The organism is Nocardioides sp. REDSEA-S30_B4 (genome assembly GCF_001627265.1).
GTDB lineage: Bacteria > Actinomycetota > Actinomycetes > Propionibacteriales > Nocardioidaceae > Nocardioides.
This window is the reverse complement of the sequence record NZ_LUPI01000046.1, coordinates 1-23,138: the sequence shown is the minus strand read 5'-3', so window position 1 is coordinate 23,138 and position 23,138 is coordinate 1. Positions and strand designations below refer to the sequence as shown.

Genomic DNA, 23,138 nt, shown 5'->3' with positions numbered 1-23,138 from the left:
GGCCGTGAGCCCGCACGGCGCAGATCACGACGTTGTGCAGGTCTGGAGGCCGGATTCCCTGCAGAACGTCGTGGTCTGGGTCGGCCCGGAGCGTCAGTAGCCCTTCGGCTTGCCGTCCAGCCGCAGCCAGTCGTCGAACAACTCGTCGAGCTGCTCGCCGGAGACCTTCTCGGCCAGCCGCTCGAAGTCACGGGTGGTGACGTTGCCGTAGGCGTGCTTGCCCGCCCAGCGGCGGCCGAGCCTCTTGAAGTCGCGGGTGCCGATCTCGCGGCGGAGCACGAAGAGCGTCATCGCGCCGCGCTGGTAGACCGGCTCCCCGAACAGGTCGGCGGGGTCGGTGAACTCCGTGGGCGCCGGGCTCCACAGGTCGTCGTCGGCGTCGCGGGCGTAGAGCGTGTCGAACCGCTCGCGCGGGGTCCGCCCGTCGTGGGCCCCCGACCAGAGCCACTCGGTGAAGGTCGCCCAGCCCTCGGCCAGCCAGATGTCGTGCCAGTCGGTGAGGGTGACGGAGTTGCCGAACCACTGGTGCGCGGTCTCGTGCACGACCGTCGAGGTGGAGGCCCCGCCCGGCGGGTAGAACGGTCGGGTCTGGGTCTCCAGCGCGTAACCGACGTACGCGTCGTCGACGACGTGCCCACCCGAGGAGAACGGGTAGGCGCCGAAGAGCTTCTCGCAGAACGCGATCACCTCGGGCAGCACCTCGCGCGCCGGGCGGGCGCCGCCGAGCGCTGCGTCCTCGAAGAACCACAGCGGCAGCTCGCGGCCGTCGACGGAGGTGACGCTGGACTCGGTGACGTCGTAGCGGCCGATCCCGACCATCGCGAGGTACGTCGACATCGGCTCGGCCTGGCGCCAGGTCCAGGTGGTGCCGGTGCCGTGCGGGGCGGTCCCGACGAGCTCGCCGTTGGCGACGACGGAGTAGCCGGCGGGCGCGCTGACGCGGAAGGTGAAGCGGGCCTTGTCACCGGGGGTGTTGTTGGACGGCAGCCAGGTCATCGCACCGACCGGCTCGTTGACGGCGACCGCGCCGTCGCTGGTGCGGACCCAGCCCTCGGTGCTGCCGTCGTCGTCGGTGTGCTCCGGCGGCACCCCGTCGTAGGAGACGACCGCGGTGAAGCGACCCTTCTCCAGCGTCTCGGCGGGTGTCACGACCAGCTCGTCCCCGCGGCGCACGAACGTGGCCGGCTGCTTGTCGACGGTCACCGCGGTGACCTCCGGGCCGGAGAAGTCGAGGTGGAAGCGGCGCATCTCCTGGCGGGCGACCGCCCGGATGCGGACGGTCGCGATCGCGCGGTTGGTCAGCGGGGCGTAGTCGATCGCGACGTCGTAGGCGCGCACCTGGTAGCCGCTGTTGCCCATCGACGGGAACAACGTGTCCGGCTTCGCGGCCACGAGCGGCGCGGCCAGCACCGACCCGGCGAGGACGCCGGCCACGGACAGCCCCAGCGTGCGGGCGCGGCGGGTCGGCGTACGGCGCCGGTCGTTGGTCACCTGCTGACAGTAGGTGAGACGGGGCTGCTCGGCCGGGTCTTCGGGGTGGACGCGGCTCCTAGGGTGTGACCGTGGCCACCGCGCACGAGCTCCCCGACACCGCCGACCTCACCGCCGACCGCTTCCGCAGCATGAGCGGCGCCTCCATCGGCGCCCGCGACCTGCCGCCGCCGAGCGGTGCCGGGCTGCCGCCCGGCCCCGGGTGGCCGGTGCTGGTGCAGAGCGCGGCGCTGATGCGCTTCCGGCACTGGTTCCACCCCTACCTGCAGCGGACGTACGGCGACGTGTTCACCGTCCGGCTGATCCCCGGCGGTCGGCCGCTGGTCTTCTTCACGCGGCCCGAGCACGCGCGCGAGATCTTCGCCGGCGACCCCGAGGTGTTCCACGCCGGCAAGGGCAACGCGATCCTCGGCCCGATCATGGGCCGGCACTCGCTGCTCCTGCAGGACTCGATGGAGCACAAGCGGGCGCGCAAGCTGTTGATGCCGGCGTTCAACGGGCAGGCGCTCAAGGGCTACCGCGAGCTCGTCTCGCAGCTGGCCGCCGACGAGGCCGAGCACTGGCCCGACGGTGCGACCTTCCGCTCGCTGGACCGGATGAACGCCCTCACTCTCGAGGTCATCCTGCGCGTGGTCTTCGGTGTCACCGACGCCGACCGGCTCGCCGCGATGCGGCCGCTGGTCAACGCCACCGTCGACATCAGCCCCGTGGTGCTGCTGGGCTGGGGCTACCCGTGGCTGCAGCGGATGGGGCCGTGGAAGCGCACGGTCGACACCCAGGCGGCCCTGGACCGGCTCATCCACGCGGAGATCCGCGAGCGGCGTACAGCGCCCGACCTCGTCGAGCGCACCGACGTGCTGTCACGACTGATCCGGGCCGGCGCCGACGAGGGCGAGCAGCCGCTGTCCGACACCGAGCTGCGCGACCAGCTGGTCACCCTGCTGCTCGCCGGGCACGAGACGACCGCGACCTCGCTGGCGTGGGCGCTGCGCGAGCTCGGGCAGCACCCCGACCTGCTGCGTCGCAGCCAGGAGGCTGCGCGCGGCACCGGCCCCGACGGCCCCACGACCGAGGACGACGCCTGGCTGGAGGCGGTGATGAAGGAGTCGATGCGACTGCACCCGGTGATCCCGATGGTGGTGCGCACGCTGATGGAGCCCGCCACGATCGGCGGGGTCGACCTGCCCGCCGGCACCACCGTGGGGCCGTCGATCATCGTGGCTCACCAGCGCCCGGAGAACCACCCCGAGCCCGACGCCTTCCGCCCCGAGCGGTTCCTGGGGCAGAACCCGCCGACCAACACCTGGATCCCGTTCGGCGGCGGCGTACGACGCTGCATCGGCGCGGGCTTCGCGCAGATGGAGGGCGTGGCGGTCCTGCGTGAGGTGCTGGCCCGCTGGGACGTCGCCGCCGTCGGGCCCGAGGAGCCGAAGGTCCGCAACATCACCTCGGTGCCGAAGCGGGGTGCGCTGGTGCGGGTGACGCGGCAGTAGGAGCGGCTGCCCTACCGGTCGAACGCCGCCTGCACCTGGGCCTCCGAGAGCCCGTAGTCCTTCAGCGAGTAGCGGTGCGAGGGCTTGGCGTGCCCGGTGCGCGCCTCCTCGTCGATCGCCTTCACAACCGCCTCGGCCTCGGCCGACAGCGACAGACCGAACGCCTCGTAGACCCCGCGGACCGTGCCCATCGGGTCGCCCTGCAGGTCGGCGAAGGAGACGTCGACGAACTGCGAGGAGTCGTAGCGCGGCCGGGCGTCGTGGAACGCGTGGTAGGCGCGGCTCCACAGGTCCAGCTGGGTGTGCCCGATGACCCCGCCGACGTAGGTGTCGCTGTGCCCGGCGGTCGTCGCCGCCGACAGCGAGCACGACGAGGCGATGCAGACGACCGGGTCGCGGTGCGTGTAGACGACCAGCGCGTCCGGGTAGACCGACATCAGCGCGTCGAGCGCCGTCATGTGCGAGGGGTTCTTGAGCACCCAGCGCTTCTCGGGGTCGTTGAGCCCGATGAGTTGCAGGTTCTCCCGGTGCCGCGCGTAGGCGTCGGTCCAGTCCTGCCCCTTGAGCCACTCGGTGTAGCGCGGCAGGTTGGCCAGCGACTCGTAGGAGTTGGACTTGCCGGTCTGGCGCAGCAGCCGCCAGCACTCCTCCTCCGAGGTCGCGTCCATGTAGTGGATCCCCATGAACTCCGGGTCCTCCACGTGGTGCGCGGCGAAGGCCTGCTGCATCGCCGAGAAGATCGGGTCGTCCTCCCAGGTCTCGCGCGGCGGCCGCGGCTGGGGGTACTGCGTCAACCACATCTCCAGGCCCTGGTGCGCGGGATCGGCGGCCAGCAGCCGGTGCAGCGCCGTGGTGCCCGTCCGCGGCAGGCCCATCACGAAGATCGGCCGTTCGACGGGTACGTCGCGGTGCTGAGGCAGCGCGTTGAACTGCGCCTGCGTGAGCAGCCGGCCGACCAGCGCCGACTTCACCTCCGAGCGCTGGAAGTAGTTCCCGCGGCCGGTCAGGCCCGCCTCGGGGGAGTTGAGGTCCTCCACCAGGACCCGCAGCCCCTCCTCGTGCGCGGTGCCGCCGAAGTCGTCCATGCCCACGGTGCGCACCGCCGCGGCCACGATGTCCTCGTAGCTGCCCACGTCGGCCCGCTCGCGGGTCATCACGTTGTCAGACATCAGGTTGCCTCTCGTCTCACCGGGTCTCGAGGCTCGTCGCTGGCGCTCCTCGCACCTCGACCGCCGGCTCGCCCCCGATGGTCGAGGTGCGAGCGCAGCGAGCCTCGAGACCCCTCTCAGTCGTGGAACTCGCCGCAGTCGACGGTGAGCATCTGGCCGGTCACCGCCGACGCGAGGTCGGAGGCGAGGAACAGCGTCGCCCGGGCGACCTCCTCCGACGACGCGAGCCGCTTCAGATCCGTGGGGGCGGCCTTCTCGGCGTACACCTCGTCGTGGGTCTTGCTCTCGACCGCGGCGAGGAAGTCGAAGTAGCCGCGGTTGACGTCCTCGTAGATGTAGGACGGCGCGACGCTGTTGACCCGGATGCCGCGCGGCCCGAGCTCGGTGGCCAGCGAGGAGGCGAGGTGCTCCAGGGCGCCCTTGGACAGCTTGTAGCCGGCGTACTCCGGCTGGCTGGAGAAGGCCACGCAGGAGTTGAGCATGATGATCGAGCCCTTGGACTCCGCGAGCGCGTCGGCGAAGAGCGCCGAGAGCCGCAGCGGCGCGAAGACGTTGGTCTCGTTGACCTTCGCCAGCTTCTTCGGGTCGATCTGGGTGATCGGGTCCATCGGCGGGATCGCGAAGGCGTTGTTGATGACGCAGTCGACGCGGCCGAAGGCCTCCAGGGAGCGGGCGACGAGGTTGGCGCGGGAGTCCTCGTCGGTGACGTCGGTGACGACCATCGCCACCTCGGCGCCGAGCGCCTCGACCTCGGTGGCGACCTCCTTCAGGCGCTCCTCGGTGCGGCTGGCGATGACGAGCCTCGCGCCCATCTTCGCGGCCTCGACGGCCAGCGACCGGCCCAGGCCGGGGCCGATGCCGGAGATGACGACGACCTTCCCGGCCAGCACGGGCGCGGGGGTGTAGCGGTCCTCGATGGAGGTGTCGTGGGCGGCGGCGTAGCCGAGCTGGCTCAACTGATCATCCTTCTCGCGATGTGGCGCTGCCGGGCGGCGATCCGCGCGGCGTACTGCTCGTGGGTGAGGGGAGTGAGGTGCGGCAGCAGCGACGCGACGTCGCCGAGCTTCACGACCTCGACGCTCGGCCCGTCCTCGGGGCCGAGGTCGCGCTCGAGGCGCTGCCAGCGCAGCATCATCGAGCCCGTGCGGTGGCCGGTGGTCTCCAGCCAGTTGGCGAGGTACGGCGCCGCCGGGTCGCCCGAGGGCGGCTTCTCGCTGACCACGAACCGCATCACGCCGTCCGGGTCGGTCTCGGCCTGCGCCTTGGTCAGCGAGGTCTGGTGGGTCTCGTAGTCGGTGGAGGCGTACCAGTCCGAGCCGATCTGGATCGCCTGGTACGCCGCGTCGTCGCACCGGGGCACCGAGACGACCATCGCCTCGTCCTCGCCCAGCTCGTAGTGGCCGATCGAGGAGCGCTGGGAGGCCAGCCCACCGGGGGTGGAGACCGGCGCGGTGAGGGTGTTGGCCTCCTCGGCGTACTGGAACCAGTGCGGGAAGGCGAACCAGGTACGGATCGAGGAGGTGATGGAGCGGGCCGCGACCTCGTACTTCTTGGTCAGCAGGGCGCGGGTCAGCGGCTTCGCGGCCGCCCCGAGGGCGTCGGCGCGCTCGATGGAGATCCAGCCGGGCTCCTCGGTGTCCCAGTCGCAGAACACCTCGCGCACGATCAGCGTCTTGGCGCCGGGCTCGGCGGTGTAGGTGAACTCGAAGCTGCCCTCGGCGTCCCGCTCGAGCTCGCGGTCGTCGAAGGCCATCAGCGAGGTGGCGGCCGAGTCCGCGGTGTAGGCACCGCCCATGACCTGGAAGGACAGGTCGGCCGAGGTGCCCCGCCGCCCGCGGATCACGTACTCGACGCCCTCGCGCAGGTAGGCGTTGAAGTACATCGCGTCGGGGTTGTCCAGGCCCTGGCGGGAGAACTGGTGCGTGGGCTGGACGAACAGCGGCCGGTCGAGGTCGTAGTCGAAGGCGGTCTGCATCGCCATCCGGATGCGCCCGGCGAGGTAGTCGTAGCCCTCGAGCAGGTCGGCCTCGGTGCGGATGAACGGTGCGGCGGCGATCAGCCTCTCGCCTTCGGCGATCGCTTCGCGCAGGGGGGCAGTGAGGTCCCAGGAGCCGTCGGTGCCGTCGACCTCGGGGTTGGCCGCCGGCTCCATGCCGTGGGGTGCGTGCGACATCGGATCAGCCCCGGCTCAGCCGTTGACCTTGGCGATGACGTTCTCGGCGTACTGCTCGAGGTGCTTGATCTTCGTCTCGAGCGGCTCGGTGTCGGGGCCCTTGATGTAGGGCACGCGGAAGCCGACGATGCAGTCGGTGACGCCCTTGTCCTCCAGGCGCTTGATGCCGTCGACGGTGTAGGCGTCGTAGGAGATGACGTGCACCTCGAAGTCGTCGCGGGTGTCGCCCTCCTCCTCGCGGATCTCGGCGAGCCGCGTGAGCAGCCGGTCGAGCTCCTCGCCGTCACCGCCCGCGTGCATCCAGCCGTCGCCCTTGCGGACGGCGCGGCGCAGCGCAGCGTCGACGTGGCCGCCGACGAGCAGCGGGATCGGGGACGGGGCACCGGGGCACTGCTTGAGCGACTCGATCTCGTAGAACTCCCCGGAGTAGGAGAAGAACTCGCCCGTGGTGAGGCCCTTGAGGATGTCCATGCACTCGTCCATCCGCTTGCCGCGCTTCTCCCACGGCACGCCGAGGGCGTCGAAGTCCTCGGGCCAGGGGGAGAGCCCGACGCCGAGGCCGAGGCGGCCGCCGGAGAGGTGCGCCAGGGACGAGGCCTGCTTGGCCACGAGTACCGGCGGGCGCACGGGCAGCTTCAGCACGAACGGCGTCAGGCGCAGCGTCGTCGTGTGCGCGAAGAGGTGCGCGCACAGGACCATCGTCTCGATGAACTCCTTGCCGTCGAGGAACTCGCGGTCCCCGGTGTCGGTGTAGGGGTACTTGCTGTCGGAGCTCTCCGGGTAGATCAGGGAGTCGGCCACGGTCATCGACGTGTAGCCGGCGGCCTCGGCGGCCTGGGCCAGGGGTGCGTAGTAGGAGGCCTGGGTCATCGCCTCGGCGTAGGTGAACCGCATAAGCCATGAGACTAGAACGTGTTCCACTTTTCTGCCAGAGTGCCGTGTCGTGGACCTCGCAGAGATCAGCGACCGGCTCGAGATCGCCGACGTCGTCACCCGCTACACCCGCGCCATCGACACCGGCGACTGGGACAGGCTCGACACCGTCTTCACCGCCGACGCCGACATCGACTACGTGCAGTCCGGCGGCATCCACGACACCTACGCGGTCGTGAAGCCCTGGCTGGCCGAGATGCTGCCCGCGTTCTTCCCGAAGCGGATGCACACCATCGGCCAGGTCGAGGTGCCGTGGGTCGCGGGCGCCGACGAGCTGCAGTGCGTGGCCTACTTCGACAACCCGATGCCGATGTCCGACGGGCAGGGCGGGGAGAAGATCGTCGAGGTCGGCGGGCTCTACCACCACACCATGGTCCGCACCCCCGACGGCTGGCGCTCGCGCAAGCTCGTCGAAGAGGTCGTCTGGAAGAGGGGACTGTGATGGGCCTCCCCGAGGAGCGGCCCCCGGGCCTCGACAACCCGCGCACCGTCACGGCCATCAAGTGGATGGCCAAGATCCAGGTGGCGGTGTTCAAGGCGACCAACGGCCGCGTCGGCAGGTACTGGCGCATCGGTGCCGGCTGGAGGAAGCCGGTCCCGACGCTGCTGCTGCACCACGTCGGCCGGAAGTCCGGCACCGCGTTCACCACGCCGCTGCTCTACCTGCCCTACGGGGACGGGCCCGACGCCGACCTGGTGATCGTGGCCTCGCAGGGGGGGCTGCCGAAGAACCCGCAGTGGTTCCACAACCTGATGGCCGCCCCCGACTGCGAGGTGAGCCTGCCGGGTCGCCGACGCGTGCCGGTGCACGCGCACCGGGCGGACTCCGCGGAGAAGGAGCGGCTGTGGCCGCTGCTGGTCGACCTGTACGCCGACTTCGCGAAGTACGCCGTGTGGACCGACCGCGACATCCCCGTGGTCGTCCTCTCGCCCCGCTGAGCCCCGGTGAGCCCCACTGAGCCCCCGGTGGGCCCCGCCCGCCGTGGGGACCCGGCTTGGAAGGGCTGGACGTCTCCGCGATGATGGGCGCGTGATCGACAGGCTCCGGACCGAGGACCACCCCGTGCTGACGGGGCTGGTCGCCCTCGTGTCGGTGGGCCTGGTCGTCGGGCTCGTGCTCGGTGGTGTGGCGCTGGGCGCCACCCGCTTCCTCGGTATCGGCGAGGACCCCAGCACCGAGACCGTCTCCGACGACGTCGACTTCTACCTGCCCAAGCCCTCGCCCACCGACGGTCCGTCCGGCCCGCTCATCACGCTGGCGCCGTCGGAAAAGGAGCAGGCCGGGCAGGAGCAGCCCTCGCAGCCGCAGGAGACCGAGACCGAGGAGGCCCGGGAGGACGAGATCACCCTCTCGGCCGGCCAGACCTCCGTCGGGGTCATGGAGAACATCGACCTGACCGGCGTCTACCCCGGCGGTGAGGGCTCGGTCCTGCAGGTCCAGAAGTTCTCCGGCGGCGGGTGGCAGGACTTCCCGGTGACCGCGGTCGTCAGCAACGAGACGTTCTCGACCTTCGTGCAGACCAGCTTCCAGGGCGTCAACCGGTTCCGCGTGGTCGACAACGACAGCGGGCTGGCGTCCAACGAGATCAAGGTGACGGTCGGCTGATGCGCCGCCGGGCCGCCCTGCTCGTCGGGTCGCTCGTGGCCACGGCGGCCCTCACGGCCTGCGCGGGCGAGGAGACGTCGGCCCCGTCCCGGGGGCTGCAGGTGCGGCCGGTCCTCGGTGCGGCCGACGGCCTCGCGTGCGACGCGCTCGGGGACCGTGCGGTGGCCGACCTCGAGCGGCCCGGCAACGCTCCTGCCGAGGAGGACGTCGAGGCGTGTGCGCTCGACGGTGTCGGCTACCGGCTCGGGGAGGCGGCGGTCGACGGTGGTGTGGTGAGCGTCGAGCTCCGCGCCGCCACCGACTCCTACCTGGTCGAGATCGCCCTGGACGACGACGCCGCGCAGGCGATGTCCGACCTCACCTCCGACGCCGCGTCCTCGGACTCCCAGGTCGCCCTGGTCGCCGACGGGGTCGTCATCAGCGCGCCGATGATCGCCGGCGTCGTGGGCGGCTCACTGCAGGTCAGCGGCCCCTGGAACGGCAGCCAGGCCGAGGAGATCGCCGCGCTGCTGCGTGGCTGACCTCCCCGGCCCGGTGCGGTCCAGCGGTGCGCTGGCGACGTGCTGGTGAGCGGGTGCCTCAGGCGGGCACGTAGTCGAACGTGTCCGGGTTCGGGCCTCGACGACCGTCCTCGCCCCTGTCCAGCGCGCTGATCGCGTCGATCTCCTCCGGGCTCAGCTCGAAGTCGAAGATCGCGAAGTTCTCCTCCATGCGCTCACGCTTCATCGACTTGGGGAAGACGATGTCGCCGCGCTCGACGTGCCAGCGCAGGGTGACCTGCGACGGGGTCTTGCCGTGGGCGGCCGCGATCTTGCCGATCACCTCGTCATCGAGGACCGCGCCCTGGGCGATCGGCGACCAGGCCTCGACCTCGACGCCGTGGCGGATGGAGGCGGCCCGGGCGTCCTCGTTGCAGAAGTAGGGGTGCACCTCGATCTGGTTGACGGCCGGGATGACGCCGGTCTCGGCGACGATCCGGTCCAGGTGGGCGGGCTGGAAGTTCGAGACGCCGATCGACCGGGCGCGGCCGTCCGCCACGAACTCCGAGAGGGTGCGCCACGTGGAGACGTAGTCACCGTCGTACAGCGTCGGGAGCGGCCAGTGGATGAGGAACAGGTCGACGTGGTCCAGGCCCAGCGCCTCGAGCGACTGGTCGAAGGAGCGACGGGCGTCGTCGGGGGCGTGGAAGCCGTTGTCGAGCTTGGTGGTCACGTAGAGCTCGCGGCGCGGGATGCCGGAGTCGGCCAGCGCGCGACCCACGCCCTGCTCGTTCTGGTACATCTGCGCGGTGTCGATGTGGCGGTAGCCCACCTCCAGGGCGGTGCTCACCGTGTCGGCGGTCTGCTCGGGCGGCACCTGGAAGACACCGAAGCCGAGCTGCGGGATCTCTGTCTGGTTGTTCAGGGTGATGGTGGGAACGGTCATGCTCCCCACAACACCAGTGGGTCGACCGGTATTCACCACCCGCCCGGTGGACCCGGTGAAAGCCTTCTCACAGCCCGCGCAGGTGTCGCCTCAGCCCCGGGCGGGAACGGGCGGCCGCGGCAGTGGCAGCGGGAGGCTCGGGTCGAGCGCCAGGTCGGCGAGCGCGTCCGCGTGCACGAGGGCCGTGTCGAGGACCGGCAGCGGTGCCGCCTCCGCCGGGACGAGCAGCCCGATCTCGGTGCAGGCCAGGGCCACCACGTCGGCGCCGCGGTCGGACATCCGTCGGATGATGTCGACATGGAGATCGCGCGAGGTCGTGCGGAAGACGCCCTGGGTGATCTCCTCGAACACCACCCGGTCCACCTCGAGCCGATCCTCGAGGTCCGGGGTCACGACCTCGAGGCCGTACGCCGCCAGCCGGGTCGCGTAGAAGTCCAGCTCCATCACGGGGCGGGTGCCGAGCAGGCCGACGCTGCGGTGACCCGCGCGCAGCGCCGCCTCGGCGACGGCGTCCGCGATGTGCAGGACCGGGGCGTCGACCGCGGCGACGAGGTCGTCGTAGTTGCGGTGCATCAGGTTGGTGCAGATCGCCAGGACCTCCGCGCCGCCGGCCTCGCAGGCCCGTCCGGCCTCGGCCAGCATCCGCCCGGAGCGGGCGTAGTCGTCGGCCACCTGGCAGGCCCGCACCTCGGAGAAGTCCAGCGACTGCAGGCTGATCCGGGCCGACGCGTGCGCGCCGCGTGCGGCGGCGACCCGCTCGTTGAGGTGGCGGTAGTAGGTCGCGGTGGAGTGCCACGACATGCCGCCGATGAGACCCAGGGGACGCAGGCGCTCGCTCATGCCCTCATCGTCGGTCGCGGCCGCCCGATAAGGAATCCCTGACCTCGTTGCCGGACCCATAAGCCACACTTGGGTCATGGACCCGCGCCGCCTGCTCGTCTTCCGTGAGGTCGCCCGTGCCGGCTCGTTGACCGCGGCAGCACGCGCGCTGGGCTGGACCCAGCCGGCGGTGAGCCAGCACCTCGCCGCGCTCGAGCGCTCCGTCGGACTCCCGCTGGTGCTGCGCGGCCCGACCGGGACGTCGCTGACCGAGGCGGGGGAGGTGCTGCTCCGCCGTGCCGACGCGGTGGCCGCCGAGCTGCACGCCGCGGAGGAGGAGCTGGCGTCCCTCGCGCAGCTGCGGGCGGGGCGGGTGCGGCTGGTGTCGGGCTGGTCGAGGCCGAGCCGCCCGAGGCGCTGGCGGCGGTGGGGGCCGGCGACGCCGACCTCGCCCTGGTCTTCGGGTACGACGCCGAGCCGGTCGGTCTGGGGTCACTCGTCTGGCGGCCGCTGCTGACCGAGCCGGTGCACCTGGTGCTCCCGCCCGCGGGCACGGTGTCGTCCTTGGATGAGCTGGCCGGCGCGGACTGGATCGGAGGCTGCGAGCGCTGCCGGGTGCACCTCGTCGACTGCTGCCGGGAGGCCGGGTTCGAGCCGGCGCTGCGCCACGAGACCGACGACTACGTGGTCGTGCAGAACCTCGTCGCCCGCGGGCTCGGGGTCACCGCCCTCCCGGAGTCCGCGTTGACGGCGTACCGGCATCCCGAGGTGCGCGTGCTGGAGGAGCCGGCGCTCGGGCACCGCGTCGTCGGCGTCGCGCACCGTCCCGGCGCGGACCAGGTGCCGGCCACTGCGGCCCTCCTGCGCGAGCTGGTCACCGTCGTCGGCGGTGGGTGACCCCCGGTCGGGAGGGGCCGCCCACCGGGCTCGTCCTCACGTGGGAGGACGCATCCTGGCCAACCTGCTCCGCAGCGCGTCGACGCGCTCGCGGTTGGTCTGCAGCTCCACGTAGCGCTCCCCGAGCGCCCAGAGCAGCGCGTCGTCGAGCCGGCGGACGGCGCCCGGCGGGTAGCGGTAGTCCATGCGCTCCATCAGCGTCGCGGTGTCCACCGGTCGCACGATCTCGCCGAGGTCCTTCAGCGAGGTGATGCCGAGCTCCAGCACGGTGCGTGCGATCCACGCGTAGTGCTCGGTGCGCGACCACCCGGCGTCGGGGTACTGACCGGCCAGGAACGCAGCGAGGTCGCGCGGGCTGAGCCGTGGGTCGTCGTCCTCCGGCTCCGCGGGCTGGTCGCCGGTCCCCTCGCGCAGCCGGTCGCGGATCGCCGTGAACTCCCGGTCGGCGAGCTCGAGCAGCCCGGCCGCGAGGGTGAACCTGCGGTCGAACTCCGAGACGTGCTCCTCGGGGATCGAGCCCTTGTAGCGGATGTCGTGCTCGAACTCCGCCCACGCGTGCTGCAGCACGGTCCGGATCTGGACCTGCGCCTGGCGTCCGCGCAGGGCCCGGTGCTCGGGTCGCCCCTCCTGCTCGGGGTGCAGCCCGACGAGCAGGTGCCGGCTCGCGTAGCCGAACCGCCCCTCACTCGCCGTCTCCTCGCCCAGGTCCCGGTCGTCGTGCACCGCGACCTGGTCGTCGAGCAGGTCCACCACCGCCTGCACGTCGCTGTGCACGTAGGTGATCACCCGCAGCCCGATCTGGTCGGTGATGTCGCGCTGCGGGTCGGGGTAGACCGGCCGGCCGTCGACGGTCCGCGCCACCTTCGCGGCGTACGACGCCACGGACTTCGCGCGCCCGGTCACCGTGAGGTAGTTGATGCCGGCCTCGTCCAGGATCGACGTGACCAGCTCGACGTACCGCTCGGTGGCCTCGGTGACGGCGGCGTGGTCCTCGGCGTACCGCCGCACCGCCCACCGGTGCGGCAGGCTCGCTCTTGCGGCCCGCGCGCTCGGCCGCCCGCCGCAGGCCCTCCCAGGCCGCGGCGCCCGGGGCGTCTCCGGTCAGGCGCAGTGGCGGGTCCGCCTCGGCGAGCCCCTCGAGGAGGCCGATCAGCACCAGCAGCTCCCCGCGCAGCTGCTCGATGTCGCGGCCGGACCGCTGCTTGTACTTCAGCGTCCTGCCCAGCCGGAAGAGGACGACGGTCGCGGGGTGCGGGTAGACCTCGATCGCGCGCCGCCGCCGGCCCGAGCGCGGGTTCATGTCGAGACCCAGGCGCCCGGCGATCCGCGCCCCGCGCGGCTGCCCGCGGAACTCGGGCTTGCCGGTGTTGGAGGGGTGCGCCCCGGCGTCGAAGGTCGCGAAGTCGCGGTTGAGCAGCGCCTCCGCCGGCCGGTTGCCCGTGGGGTTGACCACGACCAACGGTGCGTCGACGGCGACCAGGCACTCGTCCCCGGCGTACGGCGTCAGGGCCGTCACGATCTCGTCGTCGCTGCGCACGGCGCTGACGTGGACCAGGCGACCGTCGCGGTCGAGGACCGCCAGGCCGGTCGGGTTCCGGTCGCCCCACGCCAGGTCGACGCCGATGAAGTTCATGACCGCAGCCTGCCGCACCGGTGGGCGGTGCGGGGCCGGCGTGCCGGGACCGACGCCACGGTGGCTGGGGGGTCCTTGACACAATGGCCGCGTGCACTACACCGAGTACGACACCCGACTGGCGGCCTACGCCGTCGTCACCGACGACGAGGGTCGGGTGCTGCTCGCGCTGTGGAACGAGGGCTCGCGGCGGCAGTGGACGCTGCCCGGCGGCGGCTTGGAGCTGCACGAGCGCGCCGAGGAGGGCGCGGTCCGCGAGGTGCTGGAGGAGTCCGGCTACCACGTCGAGCTCGACGAGCTGCTCGGCGTCGACTCCTACGTCTTCCCCGCCGAGCGCCGCAGCGCCTCGACCGACCGCCCGATGAAGGCCTTCCGGGTGCTCTACCGCGCCCACGTCGTCGGCGGCGAGCTCACCCACGAGCTCGACGGCAGCACCGACGAGGCCGCCTGGTTCCACCTCTCCGAGATCGCCGGGCTCGACCGGGTCTCCGTGGTCGACGTGGGGCTGCGGATGGCGGGCCTGATCCTGCGCTGAGCGGTCCCCTCGGGCGACCCCCGCAAGGGCCGAACCGGCGTATTGATACGCCGGCTCGACCGGCATCGAACCGGCGTATCAATACGCCGGCTCGGCGTCAGGTGGTGGGGACCCAGTAGCGGCGCTTGGCCGAGACCGCCTCGGTCGCCTCGGCGACGGGAAGCTCGGGGTCGAGCACGCCCCCGCAGCGCTCGATGGTGGCCGCGGAGCCGACGTTGTCGGTGTCGCAGGTGACCAGGGCGCGCTCGATGCCGAGGTCGGCGCACAGCGCCAGGCAGCCGCGCAGGATCGCCGTGGCGTGGCCGCGGCGCCGGTACGCCGGCCGCACGCCGTACCCGATGTGCCCGCCCCAGGTCGCGAGGAACTCGTTGAGCTCGTGGCGCACCGAGGCCCGGCCGACGATCTCGCCGTCGACCTCGGCGACCAGGAACGAGGCGGGCACGAACCCGGGGTCCAGGCGGCGGCCGTGCCGCTGCTCCTCCAGGCGGGCGACGTACTCCGCCCAGGTCTCCGGCGGCGCCCCCTCCTCCCGGCGCTGGGCCAGCAGGAAGGCGAAGTCGTCGGCCGCGAGCTCCTCGTGCGCGGCGCGGGCGGCCGCCTCGTCGTCGACGGTCAGCGGTCGCAACAGGAGCTCTCCCATGTCGGCACCCGATCACGGGAATGAACTCGAGCGCCAATGCATTGAGACCAGTGAAGAAAGTTGAGTCAATCCCACTCAAGTAACTTGCCTGGAGCTCGGGAGCGACGCACACTGGCTCCGAATCCCCGGATCTTCCCCAGCACCAACTCATCGTGGAGGTAGCAACCATGGCCCGTGCCGTCGGCATCGACCTGGGTACGACCAACTCCGTCGTGTCCGTCCTCGAGGGTGGCGAGCCCACCGTCATCGCGAACGCCGAGGGCGCGCGGACGACCCCGTCCGTCGTCGCCTTCGCCAAGAACGGCGAGGTCCTCGTCGGTGAGGTCGCCAAGCGGCAGGCCGTCACCAACGTCGACCGGACCATCAAGTCCGTCAAGCGCCACATGGGCACCGACTGGAAGCAGTCGATCGACGACAAGGACTTCACGCCGCAGCAGATCTCGGCGTTCATCCTGCAGAAGCTCAAGCGCGACGCCGAGGCCTACCTCGGTGAGACGGTCACCGACGCGGTCATCACCGTGCCGGCGTACTTCTCCGACGCCCAGCGCCAGGCGACCAAGGAGGCCGGCGAGATCGCGGGCCTCAACGTCTCCCGCATCGTCAACGAGCCCACCGCTGCGGCCCTGGCCTACGGCCTGGACAAGGGCGAGGACCAGACGATCCTGGTCTTCGACCTCGGTGGCGGCACCTTCGACGTGTCCCTGCTCGAGGTCGGCGAGGGCGTGGTCGAGGTCAAGGCGACCTCCGGTGACAACCACCTCGGTGGTGACGACTGGGACGCCCGGATCGTCGAGTGGATGGTCAAGAAGTTCAAGGACAACAACGGCGTCGACCTCGCCGCCGACAAGATCGCCAAGCAGCGCCTCCAGGAGGCCGCGGAGAAGGCGAAGATCGAGCTGTCCTCCTCGAGCGAGACCACGATCCACCTGCCCTACATCACCCACGGCGAGTCCGGCCCGCTGCACTTCGAGGAGCGGCTGACCCGCGGCGAGTTCCAGCGGATGACCCAGGACCTCCTCGAGCGCACCAAGGCCCCGTTCCAGGCCGTGCTCAAGGACGCCGGCGTCTCGATCTCCTCGATCGACCACGTCGTGCTCGTCGGTGGCTCCACCCGCATGCCCGCCGTCACCGAGCTCGTCAAGGAGCTGCTCGGCGGCAAGGAGCCCAACAAGGGCGTCAACCCCGACGAGGTCGTCGCCGACGGCGCGGCCCTGCAGGCCGGTGTCCTCAAGGGCGAGGTCAAGGACGTGCTGCTCCTCGACGTCACCCCGCTCAGCCTCGGTATCGAGACCAAGGGCGGCGTCATGACCACCCTGATCGAGCGCAACACCACCATCCCGACCAAGCGCTCGGAGATCTTCACCACCGCCGACGACAACCAGCCGTCGGTGGAGATCAAGGTCGCCCAGGGCGAGCGCCAGATGTGGAGCCAGAACCAGCCGCTGGGCAACTTCGAGCTCACCGGTCTGCCGCCGGCCCCGCGCGGCGTGCCGAAGATCGAGGTCACCTTCGACATCGACGCCAACGGCATCGTCCACGTCATCGCCAAGGACCAGGCCTCCGGCAAGGAGCAGTCGATGACCATCTCCGGCGGCTCCGCGCTGTCGAAGGAGGAGATCGACCGGATGGTCAAGGAGGCCGAGCAGTACGCCGAGGAGGACGCCAAGCGTCGCGAGGCCGTCGAGACCCGCAACCAGGCCGAGCAGCTGGTCTACACGACCGAGAAGTTCCTCGCCGACAACGACGAGAAGCTCCCCGAGGACGTCAAGACCGAGGTGCAGGGCGACGTCGACGCGCTGAAGTCGGTCCTGGAGAACGCCGAGGCCCCGGCCGAGGAGATCCAGGCCGCCGTCACCAAGCTCGGCGAGTCCAGCCAGAAGATGGGTGCCGCGATGTACGCCGCTGCCGAAGCCGACGCCTCCGCCGCGGGCGGCACCACCGGCGCCACCGGTGAGGGCGACGACGACATCGTCGACGCCGAGGTCGTCGACGATGTCGACGCCGACGGTCAGGACGAGAGCAAGTGACCCAGCCCGACCACGAGGGCACCGCCGACCGAGGGCCGCAGGACGCGGCCCCCGGTCAGGGGTCCTTCGGTGAGGAGGCAGCAACGATGACCGAGAACACCGAGGTCGAGGCGGGCGCCGAGGGCGGCGACCCCGCCGTCGAGCCCCCCCCGGCCGAGCAGCAGGCCACCTCCGACAGCGCCGCCGAGGGCGACGCCGTCGACGGGGCCACCGGCGACGCCGCCGACGACGGCGGCGCGCTCGACGTGGACCCGCTGCACGCGGCCCACGACGAGGTGGCCACGCTCAAGGCCGAGCTCGCCGAGCGGACGCTGGACCTCCAGCGGCTGCAGGCTGAGTTCGTCAACTACAAGCGGCGCGTGGACCGGGACCGTGACCTGATCAAGGAGAACGCGACGTACGCCGCGCTCGCCCCCATCGTCGAGGTGCTCGACACCATCGACCGGGCCCGCGAGCACGAGGAGGTGACGGGCGGCTTCAAGTCGGTCGTCGACCAGCTCGAGCGCACGGTGGCCTCGGCGGGCCTGACCCGCTTCGGGGCGCCGGGCGACGCGTTCGACCCCACCCTCCACGAGGCGCTCTCCCACATCGGGGAGGATCCCGACGTGGAGGTCACGACCTGCAAGGTGATCGCCAAGGCGGGCTACCGCATCGGCGAGCGGGTCGTGCGTGCCGCGCAGGTGCTGGTGGTGGACCCGGCCGGGTCCTGACCGCCGCACCCTGACAGCGCACCCTGACAGCGCACCGAAGAAGCGCACTGAAGAACTGAGACGAAGGGAGGTTCCCCCGTGGCGGGCAACGACAACGACGGCATGCGTCCGGACTGGGCGCAGAAGGACTTCTACGCCGTGCTCGGCGTGAAGAAGGACGCGAGCGCCGACGACATCAAGAAGGCCTACCGGCGGCTCGCCCGGGAGAACCACCCCGACTCCAACCCCGGCGACACCGCCAAGCACGACAGGTTCAAGCAGATCGCGGAGGCCTACGACGTCGTCGGCGACCCCGAGAAGCGCAAGAAGTACGACGAGCTCCGCCGCATGGTCGCCTCCGGAGGGTTCGGCGGTGGCTTCGGCGGGGGCGGCGGCTTCGGGAGCGGCGGCCAGGGCATCAACCTCGAGGACCTGCTGCGTGACCGCGCCGGCGGGGGCGGCGGCGGGGTCGGCGACATGTTCGGCGACCTGTTCGGCGGTGGCTTCGGCGGCGGCCGCCGAGGCGCCGGGCGTCCGCGCCCGACCAAGGGCCAGGACCTCGAGAGCACGGCCACGATCTCCTTCACCGACGCCATCGACGGCGTCACCATCTCCCTGCGGCTGACCTCGGACTCCGCCTGCTCGACGTGCTCGGGCACCGGCGGCAAGCCCGGCACCAAGCCGCACGTCTGCGCCCAGTGCGAGGGCAGCGGCTTCGTCACCGGCTCGATGGGCGGCGGCTTCTCCCTCAACGAGACCTGCCCCGCCTGCGGCGGCCGCCAGCTGCTGTACGACGAGCCCTGCCCCACCTGCCACGGCTCTGGGCGCGGCGCCTCCTCGCGGACCATCCAGGCCCGCATCCCCGCCGGCGTGAAGGACGGCCAGCGGATCCGGCTGCGCGGCAAGGGCGGCGCCGGCGCCAACGGCGGGCCCGCCGGTGACCTCTACGTCACCGTGAAGGTCTCCGGGCACCGCGTCTTCGGACGCTCCGGCGACAACCTCACCCTCGACGTCCCGGTCTCCTTCGACGAGCTCGCGCTCGGCGCCGAGGTGAAGATCCCGACGCTGGGCGGCTCGCCGGTGACGCTGCGCATCCCCGCGGGCACCCCCAACGGCCGCACCTTCCGGGTGCGCGGCAAGGGCGCCACCAAGGCCGACGGCTCCAAGGGCGACCTGCTGGCCACCGTGCAGGTGCAGGTGCCCGCGGTGCTCGACGTCGACGCACGGGCGGCCCTCGAGGCCTACCGCATCGCGACGGCCGACAAGCCGTTGCGCTCCAACCTCTTCGACCAGGCCCAGTCGTGAGCGGGAGGTGTCGGACATGACCCGCGGACGCGGACCGTACGGCGCCGACCCGGACGCTGCCGTCTTCGTCATCTCCGTCGCCGCCGAGCTCTCCGGGCTGCACCCGCAGACTCTGCGCACCTACGAGCGGCTCGGCCTGATCACCCCCGGCCGCACCGGCGGTGGCGGGCGGCGCTACTCCCAGCGCGACATCGAGCTGCTGCGGGTCATCTCCGAGCTCACCTCCTCCGGCATCGGCATCGAGGGGGTACGCCGGATCCTCGACCTCGAGAACCGCGTCACCGCCCTCGCCCAGCGCAACGAGGAGCTGCAGGCCGAGCTGGAGGCGACGCGTGACGCGCTGCGCCAGGCGCTGGTCCAGCGGCGTACCGACCCCCGCGGCGCGGCCCCGACCAACCGGCTGCCGGTTCTGCGCGGCCCAGACCCGGGCTCGTCCCTGGTCGTCTGGCGCCGCCAGCGGTGAGTCTTGCGGCTGTCTCTGTCTGAGACACCGTGTCGCAGACAACGCTCCGGACCCCTGTCGCCGGGACGCTGCGCCGGATAGCCTTCGCGCACGGCCGACGACGGCGTCGGGCGGGACGGCAGGGGAAGCGCTGTGGACTGGTTGCTCGAGTGGGTCCGGGACTGGGCCTCGCACGTGCACTGGGTCCACTTCCTCACGATCCCGGTCTTCACCGGCGTCGTGGGCTGGCTGATCAACTGGTCCGGCCTGGTGATGCTCTTCAGCCCGGTGCGCTTCCGCGGCGTGCGCATCCCCGGGATGCGCGAGCTCGCGAGCGTGCTGCCGCGCAAGGTCCAGGAGGTGCCCGGCGTCCTGCAGGGCGGCATCGGCTGGCAGGGGATCGTGCCGGCCCGGGCGGCCAAGATGGGCTCGATCGCCGTCGACAAGGCGATCGCCAAGCTGGGCACGCCGGCGGAGTTCTACCAGCAGCTCGAGCCCGAGAAGATCGCCGAGCACATCGTCACGGTGTTCCGCCCCGAGCTGCCGCAGCTCGTCGACGAGGTCATGCGTCGCGAGCACCCGCGGCTGTGGCGCGACCTGCCCCGACCGGTCCGGCAGGCGGTCATCGACCGGGTGCAGGCCCAGCTCCCGAGCGTGGTCGGCAACGTGACGCACGAGATCGGCGTCCACATCGACCAGATCCTCGACCCCAAGATCATGGTCATCGACCACTTCCGCGAGAACCCTTCGCTGGTGGTGCGGATCTTCCGCGACTTCGGCCAGCGCGAGCTCAACCTGATGGTGACCTTCGGCTTCGTCTTCGGCTTCCTGCTCGGCATCCCGGTCGCCTTCATCGACAGCATCTTCGGGCTGTGGTGGGCGCTGCCGGTGATGGGCGTGATCGTCGGGTGGATCACCAACGCCCTCGGCATGTGGCTGATCTTCGAGCCGCCGGAGCCGAAGCGCATCCTCGGCATCCCTGTGCACGGGCTGTTCCTGCGACGCCAGGACGAGGCCGCGGAGGTCTACGCCCGGATCATCGCCGAGGACGTCATCACCCTCGAGCGGATCGGCGACTTCATCCTCGAGGGCCCCAGCGGCGACCGGACGCGGCAGATGCTGGCCACGGCGCTGCGCCCGGCCATCGAGAAGGCCGCCGGCCCCGCCCGTGCTGCCGTGCGCGTCGCGATGGGCCCGGCGCGCTTCGACACGATCCGCGACAGCGTCGCGGAGGAGGCGGTCAGCCGCACGCTCACCCCGTTCAAGGACCCCGAGTTCAGCAGGCAGCAGTCGGAGAAGATCAGGGTGCTCATCGCGCGGCGGACCAAGGAGCTGCCACCCCGCGACTTCGTGGAGATGATGCGCTCGGCGATCAAGGAGGACGAGTGGATGCTCTACGCCCACGGCGCGATCATGGGGCTGGCCGGTGGCTTCCTGCACCTGTGGATCTTCGGGGTGTCCGGCGGATGAGCAACGGCACCGAGCGTCGTCCCGAGTCCTCCGTGCGTGGTGGGGGCGAGCCCCCACGCGCGCTGTCGGAGCAGGTCGCCCCCGTCGTCGAGGCGCTGCCCGGCCTGGCGCGTGTCGCCGCGTCCGCGGCCTGGCACACCGGCGAGTGGGGCGTGCGCAGCTACGTCCGCTCCGCCAAGCGGCTCGCCCGGGCGGCCACCGACCGCGACGAGGCGGCCCACCTGGCCCAGGAGGCCACCGAGGCGGCCCAGGTCGTCTCCGACCTCGCCCGGGCGGTGAGCGGCGGCACCCCGGTGGGCACCGCGCTGCTGCGTGCCGCGGAGTCGCTCGGAGCGGTCCGCGAACCGGCCGGCCGCCCCGCGAGCCCGGTCGTGCCCGGCGGGTTCGTGGACGCCGAGGAGCCGCGCGCCCAGTCGCTGCGCGAGCGGGGGGCGGAGCTGCTCGAGCGCTCCCGGGACGTGTGGTCCAGCGAGGCCGGCCATCCGGCGTACGAACGGATGCTGGGGGAGCTGGCCCCCGACGAGGCCCGGATCCTGCTGCTGCTGCTGGAGAAGGGGCCGCAGCCCAGCGTGGACGTGCGCACCGGCGGCCCGATCGGGATGGTCTCCAGCCAGCTGATCGCACCGGGGCTGACGATGATCGGGGCCCGGTCGGGTGCCCGCTACGTCGAGCAGGTTCCGGCGTACCTCAACAACCTGCACCGCCTGGGCCTGGTCTGGTTCAGCCGCGAGCCGCTGCGCGACCCGATGGAGTACCAGGTGCTCGAGGCGCAGCCCGACGTGCTGGCCGCGATGCACTCGGTGAAGTTCGCCAAGGTCGTGCGTCGCAGCATCCACCTGACGCCGTTCGGCGAGGACTTCTGCCGCACCGTGCTGGTCGATGAGCAGGCCGCCGGGCAGACCTTCCCCGAGCACCAGGCACCGCCCGAGGCCCACAACGGCGAGCCGTCGGGGGAGTAGGTCTCCGACCTTCTCACTGCGGTCTCGACACGCCGGTCGCGCCTTCGCGAGCCCAGGCGCGCCGCTGCTCGACCTGCTCGCCGACGCGGCCTCGCACGCTCGGCCGCTGGCTCGGACGCCCCCCGGCTCCCCTGCTCGCTGCGCTCACAGGTGACCCGGACCCCTGACCACGCCCCCGCCCGGGGGGTGGCCAGGGGTCGGTGCTCCCTGAACTGCGGAACGGCTCTAGGACTGGTCTGGAGACGGGTCCTGCAGGGCCGGTCCGCCCGCTCCCTCCACGGGCGGCTCGGAGAGCGGCGGCTCGGCGACCGCCATCAGGGAGATCGTGAAGACCGAGCCGCCGTACTGGCCCGGTCGGTAGGAGACGTCGCCGTTCTGCGCCTCGGCGAGGGTCCGCACGACGTAGAGGCCCAGGCCCGTGCCGGTGGCGACGGTGCCGGTGGCACGTGAGAACTCCTTGAACAGCTGGGCGCGGAATTCCTCGGGCACGCCCGCACCGCGGTCGACGACGTCGATGGCGACGTGGTCGTCCTGCTCGCCGTCGGGCCGGATGCGGATGGTGTACGGCGCCTCGCCGTACTTGATGGCGTTGCCGAGCAGGTTGCTCACCATCTGCTCCAGGCGCAGCGGGTCGGCGCGGACCATCCGGTCGTCCTCGACGACCACCTCGACGTCGATGCCGTAGCGGTCCCCGGCCACCGACTCCACGACCGTGCGCGGGTCGAGCGGCGTGAGGTCGATGCGCAGGGTGCCGCGCTGGATCTGGGCGGCGGTCAGCAGGTCGGCGGTGATCGAGTCCAGCATCCGCGCCTGACGGGCGACCGAGGACATCAACCGCGCCTGCATCTCGGAGTCCAGCTGCTCCTCGCCGTCCCAGCCGCTGGCCTCCGCGATGCCGCAGATGACCGCGACCGGGCCGCGGATCTCGTGGGCGGTCGTGGCGATCGCGCGGCGCAGCAGGGCCACGTCGTCGGAGGTGGAGTCGAGGTAGACCAGCAGCGACCAGCCCGTACGCCGGATGGTGGCCCGGCAGGTGCCGCCCTCGAGCTCGACCTCGAACGAGGCGTCGGCGTCGAGACGGTGGTAGGCCACGAGCGTCGCGAGGTTGGGGGCGCTGAACCCCAGCGGGGTGCCGGGACTGGTCTTGTTGACCAGCAGCCGCTGCGCGGTGGTGTTGGCGTAGACGATCCGGAACAACGGCTCGTCGGCGAGCTCGAGGATGCCGACGGGCGCCATGCTCATCGCCTGCCACCACGAGATCGAGGACGCCGAGACGCCGCCGGGGGTGGAGGGGGAGCTCGGCGAGGCCGGGGCGGGGACGTGGCCGGTGGCTGCCCCGCTCGCGAGCGGCTGTGGGGACGTACCCGCACGCGCCTGGGGGTCGGCCTCGCCGAAGGTGGGGGCCAGGGGGGCCATGCTCTCGGAGGCGTCC

Annotated in this window: 24 protein-coding genes and 1 pseudogene; 14 read left to right on the top strand and 11 right to left on the bottom strand. The window is 71.7% G+C overall.

Translation table 11 applies throughout. From position 1 onward, the window contains the following. Positions 1-93: 93 nt before the first annotated feature. Entirely contained in the window at positions 94-1,491 is a 1,398-nt protein-coding gene (locus A6R01_RS10655; RefSeq protein WP_292605663.1) for a M1 family metallopeptidase, read from the bottom strand. A 71-nt stretch (positions 1,492-1,562) separates the two neighbouring features. Between A6R01_RS10655 and A6R01_RS10650 the strand changes: the two genes are divergently transcribed. Continuing rightward, positions 1,563-2,984 (top strand): cytochrome P450, encoded by a 1,422-nt coding sequence (locus A6R01_RS10650; RefSeq protein WP_292605661.1) that lies wholly within the window; start codon positions 1,563-1,565, stop codon positions 2,982-2,984. 11 nt (positions 2,985-2,995) lie between these two features. Here the strand turns inward: A6R01_RS10650 and A6R01_RS10645 are convergent, their stop codons facing one another. From A6R01_RS10645 to A6R01_RS10630, 4 genes are all read right to left on the bottom strand, one after another. Continuing rightward, complete coding sequence (locus A6R01_RS10645; RefSeq protein WP_292605659.1) at positions 2,996-4,153, bottom strand: sulfotransferase; 1,158 nt, start codon at positions 4,151-4,153, stop codon at positions 2,996-2,998. A 116-nt stretch (positions 4,154-4,269) separates the two neighbouring features. Further along, positions 4,270-5,109, bottom strand: coding sequence for an SDR family oxidoreductase (locus A6R01_RS10640; RefSeq protein WP_292605657.1), 840 nt, complete (start codon positions 5,107-5,109; stop codon positions 4,270-4,272). Next, positions 5,106-6,326 carry a hypothetical protein gene (locus A6R01_RS10635; RefSeq protein WP_292605655.1) on the bottom strand — a complete coding sequence of 407 codons (1,221 nt, stop codon included), beginning with the start codon at positions 6,324-6,326 and terminating at the stop codon, positions 5,106-5,108. The genes A6R01_RS10640 and A6R01_RS10635 overlap by 4 nt, the downstream gene beginning before the upstream one ends. Positions 6,327-6,341: 15 nt before the next feature. After that, complete coding sequence (locus A6R01_RS10630; protein ID WP_292605654.1) at positions 6,342-7,220, bottom strand: TIGR03619 family F420-dependent LLM class oxidoreductase; 879 nt, start codon at positions 7,218-7,220, stop codon at positions 6,342-6,344. Between the two features lie 49 nt (positions 7,221-7,269). On the opposite strand from A6R01_RS10630, the gene A6R01_RS10625 reads away from it, so the two are divergent. The 4 genes from A6R01_RS10625 (at position 7,270) to A6R01_RS10610 (ending at position 9,386) form a co-directional block, all read left to right on the top strand. Further along, complete coding sequence (locus A6R01_RS10625) at positions 7,270-7,701, top strand: nuclear transport factor 2 family protein (protein WP_292605652.1); 432 nt, start codon at positions 7,270-7,272, stop codon at positions 7,699-7,701. Next, a complete protein-coding gene (locus tag A6R01_RS10620) occupies positions 7,701-8,198 on the top strand; it encodes a nitroreductase/quinone reductase family protein (protein ID WP_292605650.1) in 498 nt (165 codons plus the stop codon). The genes A6R01_RS10625 and A6R01_RS10620 overlap by 1 nt, the downstream gene beginning before the upstream one ends. A 91-nt stretch (positions 8,199-8,289) precedes the next feature. Then, positions 8,290-8,865: a hypothetical protein gene (locus A6R01_RS10615; RefSeq protein ID WP_292605647.1), complete on the top strand. Its 576-nt coding sequence runs from the start codon at positions 8,290-8,292 to the stop codon at positions 8,863-8,865. Then, the gene (locus tag A6R01_RS10610) at positions 8,865-9,386 is read left to right on the top strand and encodes a hypothetical protein (RefSeq protein WP_292605645.1); all 522 of its coding nucleotides are present in this window, start codon (positions 8,865-8,867) and stop codon (positions 9,384-9,386) included. Before A6R01_RS10615 ends, A6R01_RS10610 begins: the two co-directional genes overlap by 1 nt. Before the next feature lie 58 nt (positions 9,387-9,444). Here A6R01_RS10610 and A6R01_RS10605 read toward each other — a convergent pair whose 3' ends face one another. After that, entirely contained in the window at positions 9,445-10,290 is an 846-nt protein-coding gene (locus A6R01_RS10605) for an aldo/keto reductase (RefSeq protein WP_292605643.1), read from the bottom strand. A gap of 90 nt (positions 10,291-10,380) precedes the next feature. Further along, the gene (locus tag A6R01_RS10600) at positions 10,381-11,130 is read right to left on the bottom strand and encodes an amino acid racemase (protein ID WP_292605641.1); all 750 of its coding nucleotides are present in this window, start codon (positions 11,128-11,130) and stop codon (positions 10,381-10,383) included. Positions 11,131-11,206: 76 nt separating this feature from the next. On the opposite strand from A6R01_RS10600, the gene A6R01_RS10595 reads away from it, so the two are divergent. Together A6R01_RS10595 and A6R01_RS10590 are read left to right on the top strand one after the other, a co-directional pair. Continuing rightward, a complete protein-coding gene (locus tag A6R01_RS10595) occupies positions 11,207-11,626 on the top strand; it encodes a LysR family transcriptional regulator (RefSeq protein ID WP_292605640.1) in 420 nt (139 codons plus the stop codon). Beyond that, positions 11,536-12,006 carry a LysR substrate-binding domain-containing protein gene (locus A6R01_RS10590; RefSeq protein WP_292605638.1) on the top strand — a complete coding sequence of 157 codons (471 nt, stop codon included), beginning with the start codon at positions 11,536-11,538 and terminating at the stop codon, positions 12,004-12,006. Before A6R01_RS10595 ends, A6R01_RS10590 begins: the two co-directional genes overlap by 91 nt. Positions 12,007-12,042: 36 nt before the next feature. Here A6R01_RS10590 and A6R01_RS10585 read toward each other — a convergent pair whose 3' ends face one another. Together A6R01_RS10585 and A6R01_RS10580 are read right to left on the bottom strand one after the other, a co-directional pair. Next, the gene (locus tag A6R01_RS10585) at positions 12,043-13,014 is read right to left on the bottom strand and encodes a (p)ppGpp synthetase (protein ID WP_292605636.1); all 972 of its coding nucleotides are present in this window, start codon (positions 13,012-13,014) and stop codon (positions 12,043-12,045) included. Between the two features lie 199 nt (positions 13,015-13,213). After that, positions 13,214-13,639, bottom strand: a pseudogene (locus A6R01_RS10580) (DUF429 domain-containing protein); the annotation flags it as partial. Between the two features lie 91 nt (positions 13,640-13,730). On the opposite strand from A6R01_RS10580, the gene A6R01_RS10575 reads away from it, so the two are divergent. Beyond that, on the top strand, positions 13,731-14,174 hold the full coding sequence (locus A6R01_RS10575; RefSeq protein ID WP_292605634.1) for an NUDIX domain-containing protein: 444 nt from the start codon (positions 13,731-13,733) through the stop codon (positions 14,172-14,174). 97 nt (positions 14,175-14,271) lie between these two features. Here A6R01_RS10575 and A6R01_RS10570 read toward each other — a convergent pair whose 3' ends face one another. Continuing rightward, positions 14,272-14,814, bottom strand: coding sequence for a GNAT family N-acetyltransferase (locus tag A6R01_RS10570; RefSeq protein ID WP_292605630.1), 543 nt, complete (start codon positions 14,812-14,814; stop codon positions 14,272-14,274). Between the two features lie 167 nt (positions 14,815-14,981). Between A6R01_RS10570 and dnaK the strand changes: the two genes are divergently transcribed. The 6 genes from dnaK to A6R01_RS10540 all read left to right on the top strand — a co-directional run bounded on the left by dnaK (position 14,982) and on the right by A6R01_RS10540 (position 21,706). Further along, positions 14,982-16,841: a molecular chaperone DnaK gene (gene dnaK / locus A6R01_RS10565; protein ID WP_292605628.1), complete on the top strand. Its 1,860-nt coding sequence runs from the start codon at positions 14,982-14,984 to the stop codon at positions 16,839-16,841. Further along, positions 16,838-17,551 carry a nucleotide exchange factor GrpE gene (grpE, locus tag A6R01_RS10560; protein ID WP_292605626.1) on the top strand — a complete coding sequence of 238 codons (714 nt, stop codon included), beginning with the start codon at positions 16,838-16,840 and terminating at the stop codon, positions 17,549-17,551. Before dnaK ends, grpE begins: the two co-directional genes overlap by 4 nt. A gap of 102 nt (positions 17,552-17,653) precedes the next feature. Next, a complete protein-coding gene (gene dnaJ, locus A6R01_RS10555) occupies positions 17,654-18,835 on the top strand; it encodes a molecular chaperone DnaJ (protein WP_292605679.1) in 1,182 nt (393 codons plus the stop codon). A 16-nt stretch (positions 18,836-18,851) separates the two neighbouring features. Beyond that, positions 18,852-19,298, top strand: a complete 447-nt coding sequence (locus A6R01_RS10550) for a MerR family transcriptional regulator (RefSeq protein ID WP_292605624.1) — start codon at positions 18,852-18,854, stop codon at positions 19,296-19,298. Positions 19,299-19,430: 132 nt separating this feature from the next. After that, complete coding sequence (locus A6R01_RS10545; protein ID WP_292605622.1) at positions 19,431-20,747, top strand: hypothetical protein; 1,317 nt, start codon at positions 19,431-19,433, stop codon at positions 20,745-20,747. Beyond that, on the top strand, positions 20,744-21,706 hold the full coding sequence (locus tag A6R01_RS10540) for an Abi-alpha family protein (RefSeq protein WP_292605620.1): 963 nt from the start codon (positions 20,744-20,746) through the stop codon (positions 21,704-21,706). Before A6R01_RS10545 ends, A6R01_RS10540 begins: the two co-directional genes overlap by 4 nt. Positions 21,707-21,931: 225 nt before the next feature. On the opposite strand, the gene A6R01_RS10535 is transcribed toward A6R01_RS10540, so the two are convergent. Then, on the bottom strand, positions 21,932-23,138 hold a 1,207-nt coding region (locus A6R01_RS10535), incomplete at its 5' end, for a HAMP domain-containing sensor histidine kinase (RefSeq protein WP_292605618.1).

Excerpts from the sequence above, each read along its gene's own strand:
- A6R01_RS10645 (WP_292605659.1), bottom strand. The coding sequence starts at position 4,153 with ATGTCTGACAACGTGATGACCCGCGAGCGGGCCGACGTGGGCAGCTAC.
- dnaK (WP_292605628.1), top strand. The coding sequence starts at position 14,982 with ATGGCCCGTGCCGTCGGCATCGACCTGGGTACGACCAACTCCGTCGTG.
- A6R01_RS10635 (WP_292605655.1), bottom strand. The coding sequence starts at position 6,326 with ATGTCGCACGCACCCCACGGCATGGAGCCGGCGGCCAACCCCGAGGTC.
- A6R01_RS10600 (WP_292605641.1), bottom strand. The coding sequence starts at position 11,130 with ATGAGCGAGCGCCTGCGTCCCCTGGGTCTCATCGGCGGCATGTCGTGG.
- A6R01_RS10595 (WP_292605640.1), top strand. The coding sequence starts at position 11,207 with ATGGACCCGCGCCGCCTGCTCGTCTTCCGTGAGGTCGCCCGTGCCGGC.
- A6R01_RS10630 (WP_292605654.1), bottom strand. The coding sequence starts at position 7,220 with ATGCGGTTCACCTACGCCGAGGCGATGACCCAGGCCTCCTACTACGCA.
- dnaJ (WP_292605679.1), top strand. The coding sequence starts at position 17,654 with ATGCGTCCGGACTGGGCGCAGAAGGACTTCTACGCCGTGCTCGGCGTG.
- A6R01_RS10570 (WP_292605630.1), bottom strand. The coding sequence starts at position 14,814 with ATGGGAGAGCTCCTGTTGCGACCGCTGACCGTCGACGACGAGGCGGCC.
- A6R01_RS10610 (WP_292605645.1), top strand. The coding sequence starts at position 8,865 with ATGCGCCGCCGGGCCGCCCTGCTCGTCGGGTCGCTCGTGGCCACGGCG.
- A6R01_RS10540 (WP_292605620.1), top strand. The coding sequence starts at position 20,744 with ATGAGCAACGGCACCGAGCGTCGTCCCGAGTCCTCCGTGCGTGGTGGG.
- A6R01_RS10605 (WP_292605643.1), bottom strand. The coding sequence starts at position 10,290 with ATGACCGTTCCCACCATCACCCTGAACAACCAGACAGAGATCCCGCAG.
- A6R01_RS10620 (WP_292605650.1), top strand. The coding sequence starts at position 7,701 with ATGGGCCTCCCCGAGGAGCGGCCCCCGGGCCTCGACAACCCGCGCACC.
- A6R01_RS10550 (WP_292605624.1), top strand. The coding sequence starts at position 18,852 with ATGACCCGCGGACGCGGACCGTACGGCGCCGACCCGGACGCTGCCGTC.